The sequence below is a fragment of the Cloacibacillus sp. An23 genome (genome assembly GCF_002159945.1).
GTDB lineage: Bacteria > Synergistota > Synergistia > Synergistales > Synergistaceae > Caccocola.
The window spans coordinates 41,189-58,636 of record NZ_NFJQ01000002.1 but is presented as its reverse complement, the minus strand read 5'-3'; the positions used below and the strand labels follow the sequence as shown (position 1 = coordinate 58,636).

The 17,448-nt window shown below is 62.1% G+C and carries 19 protein-coding genes; all 19 read right to left on the bottom strand.

Annotated features, from left to right (window positions below):
• Position 1: 1 nt before the first annotated feature.
• Positions 2 to 424, bottom strand: a complete 423-nt coding sequence (locus B5F39_RS01850; protein ID WP_087363273.1) for a S1 RNA-binding domain-containing protein — start codon at positions 422 to 424, stop codon at positions 2 to 4.
• Positions 425 to 530: 106 nt separating this feature from the next.
• Positions 531 to 893: a response regulator gene (locus tag B5F39_RS01845; RefSeq protein ID WP_087363271.1), complete on the bottom strand. Its 363-nt coding sequence runs from the start codon at positions 891 to 893 to the stop codon at positions 531 to 533.
• Positions 894 to 913: 20 nt separating this feature from the next.
• Entirely contained in the window at positions 914 to 1,750 is an 837-nt protein-coding gene (codY, locus tag B5F39_RS01840) for a GTP-sensing pleiotropic transcriptional regulator CodY (protein ID WP_087363270.1), read from the bottom strand.
• 18 nt (positions 1,751 to 1,768) lie between these two features.
• Positions 1,769 to 2,689, bottom strand: a complete 921-nt coding sequence (locus tag B5F39_RS01835) for a tyrosine recombinase XerC (protein ID WP_087363267.1) — start codon at positions 2,687 to 2,689, stop codon at positions 1,769 to 1,771.
• A gap of 178 nt (positions 2,690 to 2,867) precedes the next feature.
• Positions 2,868 to 4,205, bottom strand: coding sequence for a methylenetetrahydrofolate--tRNA-(uracil(54)-C(5))-methyltransferase (FADH(2)-oxidizing) TrmFO (gene trmFO / locus B5F39_RS01830; RefSeq protein ID WP_087363265.1), 1,338 nt, complete (start codon positions 4,203 to 4,205; stop codon positions 2,868 to 2,870).
• A complete protein-coding gene (gene topA, locus B5F39_RS01825; protein ID WP_087363264.1) occupies positions 4,189 to 6,483 on the bottom strand; it encodes a type I DNA topoisomerase in 2,295 nt (764 codons plus the stop codon). The genes trmFO and topA overlap by 17 nt, the downstream gene beginning before the upstream one ends.
• 18 nt (positions 6,484 to 6,501) lie before the next feature.
• Positions 6,502 to 7,602, bottom strand: coding sequence for a DNA-processing protein DprA (dprA, locus tag B5F39_RS01820; protein ID WP_087363262.1), 1,101 nt, complete (start codon positions 7,600 to 7,602; stop codon positions 6,502 to 6,504).
• The gene (locus B5F39_RS01815; RefSeq protein WP_087363260.1) at positions 7,587 to 9,101 is read right to left on the bottom strand and encodes a YifB family Mg chelatase-like AAA ATPase; all 1,515 of its coding nucleotides are present in this window, start codon (positions 9,099 to 9,101) and stop codon (positions 7,587 to 7,589) included. The genes dprA and B5F39_RS01815 overlap by 16 nt, the downstream gene beginning before the upstream one ends.
• Positions 9,098 to 9,481 (bottom strand): YraN family protein, encoded by a 384-nt coding sequence (locus B5F39_RS01810; RefSeq protein WP_087363776.1) that lies wholly within the window; start codon positions 9,479 to 9,481, stop codon positions 9,098 to 9,100. Before B5F39_RS01810 ends, B5F39_RS01815 begins: the two co-directional genes overlap by 4 nt.
• Positions 9,482 to 9,551: 70 nt before the next feature.
• Positions 9,552 to 10,136, bottom strand: coding sequence for a ribonuclease HII (locus tag B5F39_RS01805; RefSeq protein WP_087363259.1), 585 nt, complete (start codon positions 10,134 to 10,136; stop codon positions 9,552 to 9,554).
• Between the two features lie 2 nt (positions 10,137 to 10,138).
• Positions 10,139 to 10,972, bottom strand: coding sequence for a GTPase (locus tag B5F39_RS01800; protein ID WP_087363257.1), 834 nt, complete (start codon positions 10,970 to 10,972; stop codon positions 10,139 to 10,141).
• A 7-nt stretch (positions 10,973 to 10,979) separates the two neighbouring features.
• Entirely contained in the window at positions 10,980 to 11,495 is a 516-nt protein-coding gene (lepB, locus tag B5F39_RS01795; protein WP_087363256.1) for a signal peptidase I, read from the bottom strand.
• Between the two features lie 46 nt (positions 11,496 to 11,541).
• Positions 11,542 to 12,369: a diaminopimelate epimerase gene (dapF, locus tag B5F39_RS01790; protein WP_087363254.1), complete on the bottom strand. Its 828-nt coding sequence runs from the start codon at positions 12,367 to 12,369 to the stop codon at positions 11,542 to 11,544.
• 136 nt (positions 12,370 to 12,505) lie between these two features.
• Positions 12,506 to 13,282 (bottom strand): tryptophan synthase subunit alpha, encoded by a 777-nt coding sequence (gene trpA, locus B5F39_RS01785; RefSeq protein ID WP_087363252.1) that lies wholly within the window; start codon positions 13,280 to 13,282, stop codon positions 12,506 to 12,508.
• A complete protein-coding gene (gene trpB, locus B5F39_RS01780) occupies positions 13,275 to 14,459 on the bottom strand; it encodes a tryptophan synthase subunit beta (protein WP_087363251.1) in 1,185 nt (394 codons plus the stop codon). Before trpB ends, trpA begins: the two co-directional genes overlap by 8 nt.
• The gene (locus B5F39_RS01775; RefSeq protein ID WP_087363249.1) at positions 14,460 to 15,065 is read right to left on the bottom strand and encodes a phosphoribosylanthranilate isomerase; all 606 of its coding nucleotides are present in this window, start codon (positions 15,063 to 15,065) and stop codon (positions 14,460 to 14,462) included.
• Positions 15,062 to 15,853, bottom strand: coding sequence for an indole-3-glycerol phosphate synthase TrpC (gene trpC, locus B5F39_RS01770; protein WP_087363247.1), 792 nt, complete (start codon positions 15,851 to 15,853; stop codon positions 15,062 to 15,064). Before trpC ends, B5F39_RS01775 begins: the two co-directional genes overlap by 4 nt.
• On the bottom strand, positions 15,850 to 16,860 hold the full coding sequence (trpD, locus tag B5F39_RS01765) for an anthranilate phosphoribosyltransferase (RefSeq protein WP_087363245.1): 1,011 nt from the start codon (positions 16,858 to 16,860) through the stop codon (positions 15,850 to 15,852). The genes trpC and trpD overlap by 4 nt, the downstream gene beginning before the upstream one ends.
• Before the next feature lie 2 nt (positions 16,861 to 16,862).
• The gene (locus B5F39_RS01760; protein WP_087363242.1) at positions 16,863 to 17,447 is read right to left on the bottom strand and encodes an aminodeoxychorismate/anthranilate synthase component II; all 585 of its coding nucleotides are present in this window, start codon (positions 17,445 to 17,447) and stop codon (positions 16,863 to 16,865) included.
• Position 17,448: the final 1 nt, after the last annotated feature.

Below are 17,448 nucleotides of genomic sequence, written 5' to 3'. Positions count from 1 at the left end.
TTTATCTTCTTCCCGAAAAGCTGTTGCCGCTGCGCCTTTTCGAGCCGCGCGGGTCTTTGCTTTTGCTGTTCAGGTCGGCGATCTTTTCGTCGCTGAACTTCATGAATCCAGCGAGCTTCTTTTCAAAATCCTCTTCGCGGCGCGCCGGCGGGCGCATTTCGCGGACCTGCATTGCCTTGATGGACAGGTCGATGCGTCCCTTGTCGTCTATCTTGATGACCTTCGCCGTCACCGTCTGTCCCTGCTCGAGCACGTCCTCCACCTTTTTCACGTAGTTGTGGGAAAGCTCCGAGATATGGACCATCGCCTTCTGCCCCGATTCGAGCCTCACGAAAGCCCCATAGGGCGCGATGTGCTCCACCGTTCCGCTGACCGTTTCCCCTACGCTTACAGCGGGCGCCGCTGCCGCCAACTTCTCTGCCATGTTTGGTTATTACCTCCAAAAATGTGTGTTTAAAAAAGCCGATAAACTTATGCACGCCCATTTAAGAGCCACATGGCGAATTGTACCATATTTCCGCGCGCTGCGTCTATTTCAGCGCCCGTTCGATTGCCTCCGCCACGCGCTCGGACTGGAACGGCTTCAGGAAAAAGCCTGACGTCCCCGCGCGGACCGCTTCGATGACGAGCTTCTGCTGATTCATCGCGCCGACCGTGACCAGCCTCGCGTTTGGATGCTTCGCCTTTATCGCCTTGAGAGCCGCGATGCCGTCCATCTTCGGCATGCTGATGTCGAGCGTCGCGACGTCAGGCATCAGCTCGTCATACATCCGGACGGCCTCCGCGCCGTCCTCGGCCTCCCCCACGACCTCGCAGCCGCAGCGCACAAGCATTTCCTTCAATATCATCCGCATATGCACGGAATCGTCGGCTATAAGAACTCTCGCCTTCATCGCAGAACGCCTCCCTCCGGCTATTTCGACGGCGTGATGCCGAGCTCTTCAAGGAAGAGCGGGCTCAGCACCTTTATGTACGTGCCCTTCATGCCGAGGCTCCGGCTTTCGATTATGCCGGCGCTCCCGAGCTTCCGCAGCGCGTTGACTATGACGCTTCTGGTGACGCCGACGCGGTCGGCTACCTTGCTGGCTACGACGACGCCCTCCGGCCCGCCGAGATCTTCTATGATATGGCGGACGGACTCGACCTCGGAATATGAAAGCGCGCGCATCGCCATCTGAACGACGAGGCGCTCGCGTCCGCGCTCCTCGATGGATTTGCCGCGGTCGTTGAGAATCTCGAGCCCGACGACCGTCGAGAGATATTCTGCGAGGACGAGGTCGCGCGTGTCGAACGGATAGCCGAAGCGCGCGAGTATCAGGGTGCCGAGCCTGTCGCCCGCGCCGTTTATAGGCACCATGACGACGTGCTTGTTTGAATATGCGCACGGCTGGTCTGCGTACGCGCAGAGGCCGTGGTCCGTATGGTTGAGCACGGACTCGTGTATCTGGTTCGCCTTTTCCACATAGGCCGGCGGCATTTCTCCGTTTATCAGTATCTCGGCCATTAGCGGGCAGTCGTACTCGCTCGTCCATGCATAGCCGAGTATGCGCCCATCCTTGCTGATGATGTACGTGTTCGCCGCCGAAAGGTCGCACAGAAGCCGCGCGAGCTTCGGGTAATCTGGGATGCCGCGATCCTTGCGCGCCTGGAGTACGCGGCTTACGACTCGCGTTTTCTCAAGAAGGTCCTGCATTGCGGATTCGTCTGTTATCTTAGGACGGTTCTCGATAAGTTCTCTGGGTGTGTTCATGATAAGTCCTCCTTGAAATTATGCCTCTTCGACTGAATCGGCGCTCTCTTCCGCCGATGCGAGCGGATGAGCCGACGTGTAGCTTTTCTTAATCTGCGACGGAGTTATCTTCAGATAGCGCTGCGTCGCAGCGATGCTGTCATGGCCGAGAAGTTCCTGCACGACCTTGAGAGGCGCCCCGTTCTCCAGCATGTGCGTGGCGTAGCAGTGGCGCAGAGTGTGGGGCGTGACGCCGTGCAGTCCGGCCCGCCGCGCGGCGCGCGTGACGATTCTGCCGACCGTCCTGACGGTGAGCCGCTCGGCCCCCTTGTCCGACGGGAAGACGGGACTTTCCGCCTCCACGCATGTGATGTCGCGCCACTCTGCAAGCAGCCTCTGTGCCGGAACGCCGAAAGGGGCAAGGCGTTCCTTCGAGCCCTTTCCCATTACGCGCAGCACGCGCTCATCAAGCTCAACGTTGTCCCACGTCAGTCCTATGAGCTCAGAGACGCGCAGCCCGGCCCCGTAAAGAAGCTCGAGCACGAGCCTGTCGCGCCTGTAATACTCCGAGGTCTCGTCCGGCCCCTGCGTCAGAAGCCTGTCGACGTCGGCGTACGTTATTGCGCGAGGCAGGGCTTCCGGTTTCTTCGGTCCTTTCATGCCTGCGGACGCGTCGCCGGCCGCCTTTCCAGTATCGGCGAGCCAGGCTGTGAATCCGCGGACCGCCGAAAGCCTGCGCGAGGCGGAAGTCTTGGCTTCGCCGACGCCGAGTATGCTGCTTAGAAATATCCTCACGGCTCTGGCGTCTATCTCAGAAACGTCGCTTATTCCCTGCCCATCGAGATAATCGCTGAAGTGCCGCAAATCTACCCGATAATTTATCAGCGTGTTCTCCGACTTGCCGAGAGCGCGCAGATAGTTTATGTATAGCTCGATGCTCTCAGAAATATTCTCCGTCATGACAGGTATTCTAGCAGGAAAATTGTAAATATCAAGGAAAATTTTAAGAAAATTCACAAGTAAACGTCAAATATAAAAGATTCAGCCAACTACCTTGCGTCTCCGGCGTGATGCAAAACCGCCGGACGCAGAGTCCGGCGGCGAATGTCACTTAGTTACGAGGGCGGCGGCTTCTGCCTTATGCGGGGAAGAGCTCCGCGCGTTCCTCGATGAATCTGCCGAGCGCTTCGAGCGAGCGGCGCGCGTACGCCTCGCAGCGCTCGGTACGTTTGCGTATCTTTTTCTTGCCGAGGCGCGGGAATATGCCGAGGTTGACGTTCATCGGCTGGAAGCTCTCCGGCAGCGCCGTGCGCAGGTAGTTCAGCAGAGAGCCGACGGCGGTCTCTTTCGGGAATTCGGGCATGGCTTCGCCGCGAAGCTGCGCATAGGCGAATACTGCGGCGGCCAGCCCCGTCGCAGTGCTTTCAAGGTAGCCTTCGACGCCGGAGGCCTGTCCCGCTATGTAGAGCGCTTCACGCCCGTTGAAGCGCAGGCAGCCGTCAAGCACGCGCGGCGCGCAGACGAAGAGGTTTCTGTGCATCACGCCCTTGCGCACGAACTCGGCGCCGCGCAGCGCGGGGATGAGGCGGAAGACGCGCTCCTGCTCGCCCCATTTGAGGTTTGTCTGGAAGCCGACGATGTTGAAGAGCGTCCCTTCGCTGTTGTCCTGCCGCAGCTGCACGACGGCGTATGGAGTTTCTCCCCGGTTCGCCGCTTCGAAGCCGACGGGGCGCAGCGGGCCGAAGAGCAGCGTCTGCTCGCCGCGTTTCGCTATGACCTCGACGGGCAGACAGCCGTCGAAGTGGCGCATCTGCTCCACCTCGAAATCGTGGCGCGGCGCCGTCTCGGCGTTCACTAGTTCGCGCCAGAAGATTTTGTATTCTTCTTCGTTCATCGGGCAGTTGATGTAGTCGCCCTCGTCGCCGTAGCGGTTTGCCTTGAACGCCTTCGTCATATCGACGGTGGATACGTCTACTATCGGCGCGACCGCGTCGTAGAAGTACAGAAATTCCTCGCCCGTCAGCGAAGCCAGCTTTTCCGCCATCGCCGCGCTCGTGAGCGGCCCGGTCGCGATTATGGCGGGCTCTTCGGGGAGTTCCGTCAGCTCCTCGCGCACGAGCTCGATGTTCGGGTGATTTGAAATTTTTTCGTCTATCATCGCGGCGAAGCCCTCGCGGTCGACGGCGAGCGCGTTGCCGGCGGGGACGCGCGAGCGCTCCGCGCATTCCATTATGAGGCTGCCCATGCGCGAGAGTTCGGCCTTCAGTATCCCCGCGGTCGTGGTAGTCTTTTCCCCGCCGAGCGAGTTGCTGCATACGAGCTCGCCGAGCAGCCCCGTCTCGTGCGCAGGGGTCATCTTGTTCGGGCGCATCTCGTAGAGGCGCACCTTCACGCCGCGCCGCGCGAGCTGCCACGCGGCCTCGGAGCCGGAGAGTCCGCCGCCCGCGACGGTGACGGTCTTACATGTCTGTGACATCGTCCGCCGCCTCGACCGCGCCATGAGCGTTTTCTTCCTTGCCTGGCTTCTTCCACGCCACGTAGTCGCAGTCAGGATAGCGGTTGCAGCCGTAGAAGAAGCGCCCCGCCATCTTTCCTTTCGTTGCCTTGCGGCGTATCAGCTCGCCTTCGCCGCACTTCGGGCATTTTATGCCGGTGCCCTTGACTATCTTGCGAGTGTAGCGGCACTCAGGGTAGCCGGTGCAGGCGATGAACTCGCCGAAGCGCCCGCGCTTGATTATCAGGTCTTTGCCGCATTCCGGGCATTTCTCGCCTATCAGCTCGGGCTCCGGCCTCATGCTTTCGCCGTGGGCCGCGACTTCGTCCACGGCCGGCTTAAAGCCGTGCCAGAAGTCGGCCATCAACTTTTTCCATTCTATGTCGCCCGACTCTACCTGGTCGAGCTCTTTTTCCATCTCGGCCGTGAAGCCTACGTTGATGAGCGTAGGGAAGTATCTGACGAGGAAATTGTTGACGAGACGCCCGAGCTTCGTCGGGTTGAGCCTCTTGTCTTCCTCGCCGCGGTCTACGTAGCCGCGTGCGAACAGCGTTTCTATGATCGTCGCGTATGTCGAAGGACGGCCTATGCCCTTTTCTTCAAGGGCTTTGACAAGGCCGGCCTCCGTGTACTGAGGCTGCGGCTGGGTGAATTTTTGCTCTTTCTCCACGCCGTCGATGCCGAGCGTCTCGCCCTTCACTGCCGGCTCGATAGTAACGTCTTTGATGCCGAGCGGGTAAACTTTGCCCCAGCCGTCGAAGGTGACGACGACGCCGGACTGTTTCATCTGATAGCCGGCGGAGCTGCATGTGAGGTTCGTGCGCGCGACGACGGCGTCCTTCATCTGGCTCGCTATGAAGCGGCTCCATATAAGCTCGTAGAGCCTGTACTGCTCCGGCGTCAGATACGGCTTGACCGATTCCGGCGTTAGGGAGGCGTCGGTCGCGCGTATCGCCTCGTGCGCGTCCTGAGCCTTGCCTTTCGGCGTGTATTCGTTCGGCGACGAAGGCAGGTAGTTTTCGCCGAAATTCTCGCGTATGAAGGCGCGCGACGCTTCCAGCGCCTCCGGCGCGAGCCGCAGGCTGTCGGTGCGCATGTAGGTTATGAGCCCGGTCGGGCCGCGTCCCGGTATCTCTACGCCTTCGTAAAGAGCCTGCGCTATCCGCATCGTGCGGCGCGGGGCGAAGCCGCAGCGGCGCGAGGCTTCCTGCTGGAGGGTGCTGGTCTTGAAGGGCGGGTTCGGCTGGCGGCGGCTTTCCTTCGTTCCGAAATCGTCTACGACGAACCTGCCGGCGCGTATCGCGGCCTCTGCCTTATTCGCCTCTTCCTCGCTGCCTATAGTCACGGGTTTGCCCTCGTATTTTTCGACGCGGAGTTTGTAGGCGCGCGCGGCGTCGAGGCTTGAGGCCGCTACGTCGATCAGCCAGTATTCCTCCGGAATGAATTTTTCTATCTCTTCCTGACGCTCGCAGACTATGCGCAGCGCAACGGACTGTACGCGCCCCGCGGAGAGGCCGCGCTGCACTTTGTACCAGAGCAGCGGGCTGAGCTCGTAGCCGACGAGGCGGTCAAGCACGCGGCGCGCCTGCTGCGCTTCGACGAGGTTCATGTTTATCACGTCGGGCGAGGCTATTGCGCTTTTTACGCCGTGGCTCGTTATCTCGTGCATCCTTATGCGGCACTGTTTGTTAGTGTCTATGTCCAGCAGCGTAGCAAGGTGCCACGCTATCGCCTCGCCCTCACGGTCGGGGTCGGATGCAAGCAGGGTCCCGGCGCTCGCAGACGACGCGCCTTTTAGCGTCTTTATGAGGTCGGCTTTGCCGCGCACCTGTATGTACTCGGGCTCGAAGCTGTTTTCGACGTCTATCGCCATGCGCCCTTTAGGCAGGTCGCGCACGTGCCCTATGCTGGCGAGTACGCGGTATTTCGGACCGAGTATTTTTTCAAGAGTTTTCGCTTTCGCGGGAGACTCGACTATAACGAGCGTCTTTCCCTCGTACTGCGCGAATTTCTGCAGCTTCGCCGAGGTTTTGGAAGAAGCTTTCTTCGCGGGCGTTTTTTTCGCGGACGCGGCTTTTTCGGTCTTTTCGGCCGCGCTTTTCGCCGTGCTTTTTTTCGCCGCCGTCGTTTTTTTGACGGCTGTCTCCTTTTTCGCCGCGGCGCTCTTCACGGTTTTCTTCGCGGAAGATTTTTTCGCCGCGCCCTTCTCAGCTTCGCCGGTCGCCGCCGCTTCCTCCGCGGCTTTTTTTCTGACGGCCATCGCAGCCCCACCTCTCTTTTATAAATTGCCCCTTACGCCGTACCGTCCCGCCGACGGCATGTAGACCAGCCCTTTCGCGGACAGCAGCGTGATATTTTTCAAAATGTCAGCGGCGCTCATTTTAACGGCAACGGATATATTGTCAATCGTTTTTTCTCCGTTCGCCGCAAGATAGTCAAAAATTTTCTTTTCTTCGCCTTCGAGAGCGGCGGCTGGAGTTTCTGCGCGTCCGCCGCCCGTTTCCCCGTCCGCGCTCACTCCGTACGATTCGAAGAAGGTTTTTTCATTTATATAAGGGAACGCTCCGTCGTAAATGAGCGAATTCGTCCCCTCGGCGTTCGCGTCGAAGATGCGTCCAGGCACAGCCCATACTTCGCGCCCAAGTTCGAGCGCAAGACGCGCGGTTATCATAGAACCGCTTTTGAGCGGCGCTTCGACGACTATCACCTTTTCGGCGAGAGCCGCGACTATGCGGTTGCGCTGCGGGAAATGCCACGGGTCGCCGCCCGCGCCTATCGGAAATTCCGTGACGAGCGCGCCGCGTTCGCATATTTGCTCGAAAAGTGCGCGGTTCGACGCGGGGTATGCGACGTCGATACCGGTGCCCATGACCGCGACGGTTGTCCCGCATGCCGACGCGCAGGCCGCCTGAGACTCACCGTCTACGCCGAAAGCTCCTCCGCTGACCAGAGCCACGCCGTAACGCGCGCAGGCTTCGCCTATCGAGCGGGCGACCGCTCTGCCGTAAGCCCCTGTCCGCCGCGTGCCGACTACGGCTAAGCATTTCTCCGGCATTTTCCGGCAGTTTCCGCGGACGTATAGGACGAGCGGCGCGTCCCGGAGGTCGAGCAGCCGCTCCGGGTATTCTGCGTCGTCTATCGTAACTATCCTCGCGCCGAGCCTCGCCGCTCGTTCCGCCTCTTTTTCGGGCCACGCGCGCGATTCCGCGTCGAGTATGCGCGCAAGCTGCTTTTCGGTGAATACCGTCGCCGCCGCGTCTATTTTCGACGGACGCCACAGCTCGCAGTACGGCGCGCCCAGCGCAGCGAATTTCGCGAGCGCCTGCGAGTTCGCATTGACGCAGTTCAGCAGCAGCAGGAATTTCAGGCGTTCATCCACGACGTCGCCTCCCCTTCGCGGTACCCCGCCGCCTCGGCGACGTGGCGTATCTCTATCTGCGGCGCGTCTTCGAGGTCGGCTATCGTCCGCGCGACGCGCAGCACGCGCGAGAGGCCGCGCCCCGAGAGTTTGACGCGCTTGAGAGTTTCGAGTATGAAGGCGCGCACCTCAGGCTTCATCGAAGCGTTGCGCCGTAGGAATTTTTCAGGTATTTCGGCGTTGTATCGGAAGCCGAAAGGCTTCCATCTCGCGCGCTGTATTTCGCGCGCAGCCGTCACGCGGGCGCGCACCTCCGCGCTGGTCTCCCCTCCGCTCTCGCCTAGCGAGACCAGCTCCTCCGGCGTCAGCCTCGGCACGGTGACGTGAAGGTCTATCCTGTCGAGTATCGGGCCGGAGAGCTTGCGCCGGTAGCGTTCGAGCGACGCGGCGCTGCATACGCACTTCCGCTCCGGGTCTCCCGCGAAGCCGCAGGGACAGGGGTTGCAGGCCGCGACGACGAGCACCCTGGCTGGATAGCTGACGCTGCCCGAGACGCGGCTGACGGTTATCGAGCCGTCCTCAAGCGGCTGGCGCAGAGCCTCTATCACGTCGCGCTGGAACTCCGGGAACTCGTCTAGGAAAAGCACGCCGCGCGAGGCGAGGCTTATCTCGCCGGGGCGCAGCCACGAGCCGCCGCCGCATATCGCCGCCGTCGTCGCGGTGTGGTGGACGGCGCGGAACGGGCGTTCGCGGCTTAGGACGAAAGGCAGCCCCGCCGTACTGCGAAGAAGCATGACCTCCATAAGCTCTTCGTCGTCGAGCGGCGGCAGTATGCCTCTGAGCGCCTTCGCAAGCATCGTCTTGCCTGAGCCCGGAGAGCCTATGAACAGTATGTTGTGATGGCCCGCCGCGGCGATTTCGAGAGCGCGCTTTGCGGCGGCCTGTCCCTTTATCTCAGAGAAGTCGGGATCGGCAACGGGCTCGCCGCAGACTATCTCGCGCTTTTCTATCGTTTCCAGAGTTTTCTCGCCGCGCAGGTGCATTATCAGACTTTTCAGATCCGGCGCGCTGTGCGCGCGCACTCCGCCGACTATAGACACCTCGTCCGCGTTTTCTGACGGGACGAAAAGTTCCATGTCGTGTTCGCGCGCGAAGAACGCCGCGGGGACGGCGCCGCGCACGCCGCGAAGCCTGCCGTCTAGCGCGAGCTCGCCTATATAGAGCGCGGGGCGCTCCGTCCGCACGCGCCCGGCCTTCTCGGCCAGAGCGACGGCGATGGGCAGGTCGAGCATAGCGCCCTCCTTCGGCAGGTCGGCGGGCGCGAGATTGACCGAGACGCGCCCTTTGAGCAGGACGTCCACCGTGCGCAGCGCCGCACGCACGCGCTCGCGCGCCTCCTTGACGGCGGCGTCGGGCAGTCCGACGACCGAAATGGTCGGCATTCCTCCGGTTATTTCGGCCTCCACCTCGACCGCCGCGCCGGTCATGCCGCGAAGCGTAAGTCCCGCTATGTTCCTCATGATATCGGCTCCGTTATACTTTTTATATGTTCGAGCTTCATTTCGCCGCCGTCGAACGACGTGACGGCGACGAGATCTATCCGCCAGAATCCTTCATAATTCATCCGCTGCGTCCACAGCGAGGCCGCGCGCACGAGCCTTTCGAGCTTGACCGGGCCAACTGTGTCCTCGGGCGCGGCCACCGGATTGTCGCGCCGCGCGCGGACTTCGGTGAAGACGAGCTCTTCCCCGTCGCGTGCAATCAAATCTATCTCGCAGTGTCCGACGCGGACGTTCCTGTCTATTATCCTATATCCGAGTCCAGCGAGGTAACGGGCCGCGAGTTCCTCTCCGGCGGCTCCGAAAGCCAGATGCGCGGCCTTTCCGCCTTTTTCGCGCAAACCGGCGCCGCCGGAAACGGGCCGCGTTTGGTGCGCGACTGATTTTTCAAGAGCGCGTCGCACCTTCGCGTCAATCCTCAACGCCGCCCGCTCCTCTGAACGACAGCCTATGGACGGGAGAAGGCCCGTACTCGGCGACTAGCGCCCTGTGCAGCGCGCTCGGGTATCCCTTGTGCTTTGAAAACTGATACTGCGGATAAATTTTGTCGAGCGCCTCCATCACGCGGTCGCGCAGCACCTTCGCGGCGACGGATGCCGCGGCTATCGCCGGCACGCGCGAGTCGCCCTTTATCACGGCCTTCTGACGGACGGCGAGCCCCGGGACGAGCCGGTTGCCGTCTACGAGCACGAGGTCGGGGCGGAGGCGCAGCCGTTCGACCGAGCGCTTCATGCACCAGAGCGAGGCGTTCAATATATTTATCCTGTCTATGACGCGCGGCGAGGCCGCCTGAGCGCGCCATTCGACGCCGGCCTCGCACATCGCCGCGAATATCTTTTCACGTTTTTTAGGCGTAAGTTTCTTGGAATCGTTGAGGCCGAGAGACAGAAGCCTCTCGCGCTGCCCGGCGGTTAGCACGGCGGCCGCCGCGACGACAGGCCCTGCGAGAGGGCCGCGTCCGGCTTCGTCGGTCCCGGCTATGACGTAGGGAGGCAAGCTCACAGCTCCTCCCAGAGCGGCGCGTCGCCTGGACGCTCGAAGCTCATGCGCCCGAACTTCCCGTTCGCGAGCGCGTCGAGAAACGCGCGCCCCGCGCCCTCCATATCGACCGCGCCGCCGGGCGCGAGACGTCCGAGCCTCCGACCGACCTGTTCGAGAATCTCAACCGGCGCGCCGCCAGGGGCTACGCCCCACAAATTTTCGACGCCGCTCCATAAATTTTTACGAATGAGAAATTCTATGCAGTCCTTAGCATGTTCCTCGAAGCTGCCGATGACCTGGCTGCGCGACGAGCCTATCCACGAAATCATGCGGTGCGCGCGGGCGTCGGCGTGCGGGTCGAGGATGCCCGGCGAGTCTACGAGCAGAAATCCGTTGCCGCCGAACCACGATACGCCTTTCGTGACGCCGGGGATGCCGCCGACGCGCGCGGCCCTGCGTCCGACGAGCTGGTTTATCAGCATGGATTTGCCGACGTTCGGCGTGCCGACGACGGCGACTCGCAGGTCGCGGAACGACGGCTTTTTCTTCGCAAGCGCGGTGCGCACGGCGTTCGCCCCGCCCTTACGGAGGTCGAGCGCCCACGCCGGAAGCCCGCGGCTTTTAAGGTAAGAAGACCATTCTCGAGTGATCTTTTCGTCGGCGAGGTCTGCTTTGGAAAGCACCGCCGCCGTCTCTATTTTTCCTTTGAAGAGCGAAAGCATCGGCGACGAGGTGAGCCGCGGCGCACGCGCGTCGCGCACCTCAATCAGCAGATCGACGGCGGAGGCCAGAGCCTCCAGCTGCCGCCTCCCCTTCGCCATATGGCCCGGGTACCATACCGTGCGGGGCATCGGCCGTCTATTCCAGCGTCCCTATGCGCGACAGCGGCCAGTATCTGAAGACGGCCGGGCCGCGCAGGAAGTTTTCGGGGACGAAGCCCCAGAACCGTCCGTCCTGTGAATTAGGCCTGTTGTCTCCCAGGCAGAAGTAATGGCCATCCGGCACCTTTACCGGCGCCATGTTGTAGCTGTCGGTGTTCTTCACGTAAGGCTCGAATACTTCCGTTCCGTTGACGAAGACGGTGCCGTTGCGCATCTCTACCGTGTCGCCGGGCAGCCCTATGACGCGCTTAACGAAGTCTCGCCTCGGGTCTACCGGATATTTGAAGACGGCTATGTCGCCGCGCTCAGGGCCGTTGTTCGGGAGATGGTACCAGAATTTAAGGACGAGCACCCTGTCGCCTATCTCGAGCGTCGGTATCATGGAACCGCTCGGAATCCAGAAAGCCTGCACAACGAACGTGCGGAGTATCAGCGCGAGGACTACCGCCCAGAGCACGGTCTCTATCGTCTCGCGCCACCAAGGTTTAGGCATTGCAACTACCTCCATGAATCATTTGCCTGCGGCAATAATTTCCTTATCATACAAGAGCCTCGGGAAGAATTTCAAGCTCGGCGGTCATCAGCATCGCGCCCTCGAGCTTCGGATAAACGGTCCGTCCGTCCTCGGAAAATGCGAGCTTCACGACGTTCACGCCGCCCGGGTTCGTCACGCGCACTTCGGGGCCGCAGAGGCCGAGCATGTAGGCCGCTACCGCCGAAGCCGTGGAGCCGGTTCCGCACGAGAGCGTCATATCTTCGACGCCGCGCTCGTATGTCATCACGTCGAGGCCATCCTTCGTGACCGCCGCGAAGTTCACGTTCGCGCCGTGCGGGAAGAGGTCCGCCCGCTGCCTTATCGCGCGGCCGAGCGGCGCGTAGTCAGCGAAGCCGCGGCTGTGCTCCGGCTCGAATATTACGGCGTGCGGGACGCCGACGGTCAGGTAGGTGTATTCGTACAGGCCGCTCTCCGCCTCGACAGTCGAATGCACGGCTTCGTCCAGCAAAACCGGAGAGAGCTCCAGCGACGCCGCGCTGCCGTGAACCGAAGCGCGCACCTCTCCGCCGAGCGTTTCGAAACGCATCGACGGGAACCGCACTATCCCTTTCTCGAAAGCGTAGCGCGCGATGCAGCGCGCGCCGTTGCCGCACATCTCGCCCTCAGATCCGTCGCTGTTGAAAAGACGCATCTTAAAGTCAGCGCAGTCCGACGGCTCCGCGGCGAGCAGGCCGTCCGCGCCGACCGACAGGCCGCGGCGGCAGAGCTTGCGCGCGAGACGCGACAGCTCGTCCGTACCGAAGCCGCGAGCCATATTGTCTATCACTATGAAGTCGTTGCCGTTTCCGTTCATCTTCGTACAGCGGATCATCGCGGGGCGAGCCTCCTTCCGCGCTCTTAACACAGGTAATTTTAGCATAAAGTTCCCCGCGTGGCGTCAAGCGCGAAAAAGCGGACGGAGCGCGAGCGCCGTCCGCAGTTCGTTTCCGTATCGCCTGTGTAAAAATCTACGCGCCGTGCACGGCCTCCGCCATCTCGCGCACGTAGCGCGCGACGTGCGGAACGGCCTCGTCTCCGTATTTTTCGCAGAGCTTCACTATCGCGCTGCCGACTATCGCGCCGTCGGAGAGTGCGGCCATCTTCGCGGCCTGCTCCGGCGTAGAGATGCCGAAGCCGACGGCGCAGGGAATATCCTTCTCTTTCTTGACGAGGCGCACCATCGCGCCGACGTCCGTCGTTATCGCGCCGCGCACGCCCGTCACTCCGAGCGACGAAACGCAGTAGACGAAGCCCTCGGCCTCGCGCGCTATCATGGAGACGCGCTCATGCGATGTCGGCGCTATCAGCGAGACGAGCTCGACGCCGAATTTGCGGCACGGCGCGGCGAACTCCTCTTTTTCCTCGAACGGCACGTCGGGCAGTATCAGCCCGTCGACTCCGGCTGCGGCCGCGGCTTCGGCGAAGCGCTCAGGGCCGTATGAGAAGACGACGTTCGCGTAGGTCATGAAGGCGAGCGGCGTTTTGATGCGCTCGCGGATGCGGCGCGCCGTTTCGAGTATTTTGTCCGTCGTCGCGCCGCCTCTGAGCGCGCGGCCGCTCGCGGCCTGAATGACCGGCCCCTCGGCGGTCGGGTCGGAGAACGGGATGCCGAGCTCTATGAGGTCGGCCCCGGCCTCCGCCATCGCGACGGCGAGCTCCTCCGTGACGGCGAGGTTAGGGTCGCCGCAGGTTATAAAAGGTATAAACGCTTTGCCTTTTTCAAAGGCGCGTCTGATGTTACTCATGTATATCCTCTCCTCTGTAGCGCGCTATCGCCGCGCAGTCCTTGTCGCCGCGTCCCGAAAGGTTTATGACGATTATCTGTTCTTTATCCATCTGCGGCGCTATCTTCATCGCGTGCGCGACGGCGTGCGCGCTCTCGACTGCTGGGATTATGCCCTCCGTGCGGGCGAGATATTCGAAGGCGTCCACGGCCTCGTCGTCGGTTATCGCGACGTACTCCGCGCGCCCGATGTCGTGCAGGTAGGCGTGCTCAGGGCCGATGCCCGGATAGTCGAGCCCCGCAGATATCGAATAGACCGGCGCGATCTGGCCGTACTCGTCCTGGCAGAAATAGGATTTCATCCCGTGGAAGATGCCGAGCCGCCCCGTCGCTATCGTCGCGGCAGTCTCCGGCGTGTCCGCGCCGCGCCCCGCCGCCTCGCAGCCGATGAGCCGCACCGACGGGTCGCCGATGAAGTTATAGAAAGCGCCTATCGCGTTCGAGCCGCCGCCTACGCACGCGAGAACCGCGTCCGGCAGACGCCCCTCGGCGGCCATGAGCTGCTCCTTTATCTCCTTCGATATCACTGCCTGAAAATCGCGGACTATCGTCGGAAAGGGGTGCGGCCCCATGCAGGAGCCGAGGACGTAGTGCGTGTCGGCGATGCGGCGCGTCCATTCGCGCATCGTCTCGCTTACGGCGTCCTTCAAAGTCCCGGTGCCGCTGTCCACCGCGTGGACCTTCGCTCCGAGCAGCCTCATGCGGTAGACGTTGAGCGCCTGCCGCTCCGTATCCTCGCGCCCCATGAAGACCTCGCACTCCATGCCGAAAAGCGCCGCCGCCGTCGCGGTCGCGACGCCGTGCTGCCCCGCGCCTGTCTCGGCAATCAGCCGCGTCTTGCCCATGCGCTTGGCGAGCAGCGCCTGCCCGAGCACGTTGTTTATCTTATGCGCGCCGGTGTGGTTTAAGTCCTCGCGCTTGAGATATATCTTCGCTCCGCCAAGATCGTCCGTCATGCGCTTCGCGAAGTAGAGGCGCGAGGGCCGCCCAGCGTAGTCGTTCAGCAGAGCCGTCAGCTCGCTCTGAAAATCGGGGTCGTCCTTGTATCTGTTGTATGCTTCTTCCAGTTCTATTACGGCGTTCATCAGCGTCTCAGGAATATACTGGCCACCGTGTACGCCGAAGCGTCCTTTGCTCATTTATGAAAACCTCCTGACGGCGGCGACCGCCGCCTCTATTTTTTTCCTGTCTTTAAATCCGTCCGTCTCAACGCCGCTGCTCATGTCCACCGCGAAGGGATGCAGCGCCTCTATGACATCGGCTGTGTTCTCCGCGTCGAGGCCGCCGGCTATGAAGTACGGGCGCGGGAAATTTTCGGCGAATTTCCAGTCGAAGCGCCGCCCCTCGCCCTGTCCTCCGTCAAGCAGAACGTAGTCTGCGGAGCTTCGGGCCGCGCGCTCCGCGTCGCGCGCCTCTTTTATCCTGAAAGCCTGTATCACTGGTATGGAGCACAGCGCGCGCAGCTTCCTTATATATTCCTCGTCCTCGGAGCCGTGGAGCTGCGCGGCGGCTATCGCGCCTGAATCTGCCAGCTCCGCTATAAGCTCGGGGCGCTCGTCTACGAATACGCCGACCGGGGCTATTCCCGGCGCCAGCCTCGCGGCGAGTTTTTTTACCGTATCGGGGGAGACGTTTCTGCGGCTCTTCGGGAAGTTCACTACGAACCCGGCGTAGTCCGGCTTCGCGCGGTTCACGAAATCTATGTCGCATTCGCGCGAGAGGCCGCAGATTTTGATTTTCGTCACCGTGCCGTCCCCCTCAGCTCGTCTAGCATCGCGCGCTTGTCGGCGGCGCGCATGAGCTTCTCGCCGACGAGCACGGCGTCCGCGCCGCAGCGGCGCAGGATCTCTATATCCTCGGGGCCGTCCACGCCGCTCTCGGAGACGAAGACAATCTCGCGCGGTACGAGCGGGCGCAGCCTGCGGCTCACGTTCATGTCTACCTTGAATGTTTTCAGGTCGCGGTTGTTGACTCCTATTATCCGCGCGCCGCAGCCGAGAGCGAGCTCCGTCTCCGCTTCGTCGTGGACTTCGACGAGCGCCGAGAGATTCAGCTCATCCGCGAGCGCCGTATAGTCGCGCAGCCGCGCGCCGTCGAGTATCGAAACTATCAGAAGCACAGCCGACGCGCCTAGCGCCGACGCCGCGTATATCATGTACTCGTCGATCGTGAAGTCCTTGCGGAGCACGGGAATCGTCACGGCGCGCGCTATCTCGCGCAAATATTCGTCGCGTCCCCTGAACCAGTACGGCTCCGTCAGGCACGAAATCGCCGCAGCGCCCGCCGCCTCGTAATCGCGCGCTATGTCGAGGTACGGAAAATCTTCCGCTATCAGCCCCTTCGACGGCGAGGCGCGCTTGACCTCGCAGATGAACGAAACGCCGCCGCCGCGCAGCGCGTTCTCGAAAGCGCGCGGCGTTCTGGTCTTTGCCGCGGCTTCGGCCTCGCGCCGCACCTCCGCGGACGGGACGCGCTTTTTGTCCTCCGCCACGCGCGCTTTAGTTTTTTCCGCTATTTCGGCGAGGATGTTCACCTGTTGCTCTCCCGGATAAATTCCTCGAGCTTGCGCATCGCCGCACCCGAGTCGATGAGCTCCTCCGCCGCGCGCACGCCCTCTTTCACGCTCGCGGCCTTGCCGCCGATATAGAGCGCGGCTCCGGCGTTGAGGCATACGGCGCTGCGCTTCGGGCCGCGGTCGCTTCCGCCGAGTATCGACTTCGTTATCCCCGCGTTCTCCGCCGGCGTGCCTCCGACGAGCTCGGCCTTGGCGCAGCGCTTGTAGCCGAAATCCTCGGGCGTGAGCACGTAGGACTGGAACCAGCCGTCCTTTATCTCGCAGACCGTCGTCGGCGCGCTCATTGAAATTTCGTCGAGGCTGTCCTGCCCGAAGACGACCATTCCGCGGACGACGCCGAGGCGCGACATGACGTGGGCGAGCGGCTCGACGAGCGTCTCGTCGTATACGCCCATCAGTTCGCGCTTCGCGCCCGCCGGGTTCGACAGCGGCCCGAGTATGTTGAAGACCGTCCTGATGCCGAGCTCGCGGCGCACCGGAGCGACGTACTTCATTGCTATGTGATAGTTCTGCGCGAAGAGGAAGCAGATGTTTATCTTCTTCAGGAGCTCCGCGCTGCGCTCCGGCGAAATCGTGATGTTCACGCCGAGCGCCTCGAGCACGTCGGCGGCCCCGCACTTCGACGACGCAGCGCGGTTTCCGTGCTTCGCTACCGGCACGCCGCCGGCCGCTATGACCAGCGCCGCCGTCGTCGAAATGTTGAAGGAGTTAGCGTTGTCCCCGCCGGTGCCGACGATTTCGAGCGCGTCCACGTCGTGCAGCAGCCTGATGCAGTGCTCGCGCATCCCTACCGCCGACGCCGTTATCTCGTCTATCGTCTCGCCCTTGAGCGAGAGCGCCGTCAGGTAGGCCGCCATCTGGACGCCGCTCGCCTGGCCGTTCATTATCTCGTTCATGACCTCGCGCGCCTCTTCGAAGGTGAGGTCCTCTTTCTTGGAAAGTTTTATTATCGCTTCTTTTATCATCTTTATTTCCTCCCTGCTTTGACGGCGTCTATGAAATTCTTAACCATCGCCGGGCCGTCCGGCGTCATTACGGATTCCGGATGGAACTGCACACCGCAGACGAGGCGCTTAACGTCCTCGAGCGCCATTATCTCGCCGTCGCCGGCGCGCGCCGTCACCTTGAGCGCCGGCGGAAGGCTCTTCTCCACAGCGGCGAGCGAATGATAGCGCGCCGCGGGAAATCCGCTCTCCAAGCCTTTGAAAAGCACGCTCTCGCCTTCGAGCGAAATGCGCGAAACTTTCCCGTGCATCAGAGTCTTCGCGTACGACACGCGCCCGCCGAGGGCGGAGCAGATCACCTGCATCCCGAGGCAGACGCCGAAAATCGGGATCTTTCCCGCGAAGCGCCGCACCAGCGCGGGGCAGACGCCAGCGTTCTCGGGACGTCCCGGCCCAGGCGAGAGGAATATAGCCTCCGGCGCGAGCGCCTCCACTTCGTCGGCAGTCACGGCGTCGTTGCGCGCGACCATTATGTCCGGAACGAACGAGCCGACGAGCTGATACAGGTTGTACGCAAAGCTGTCGTAATTATCTATGAGCAGAAACATC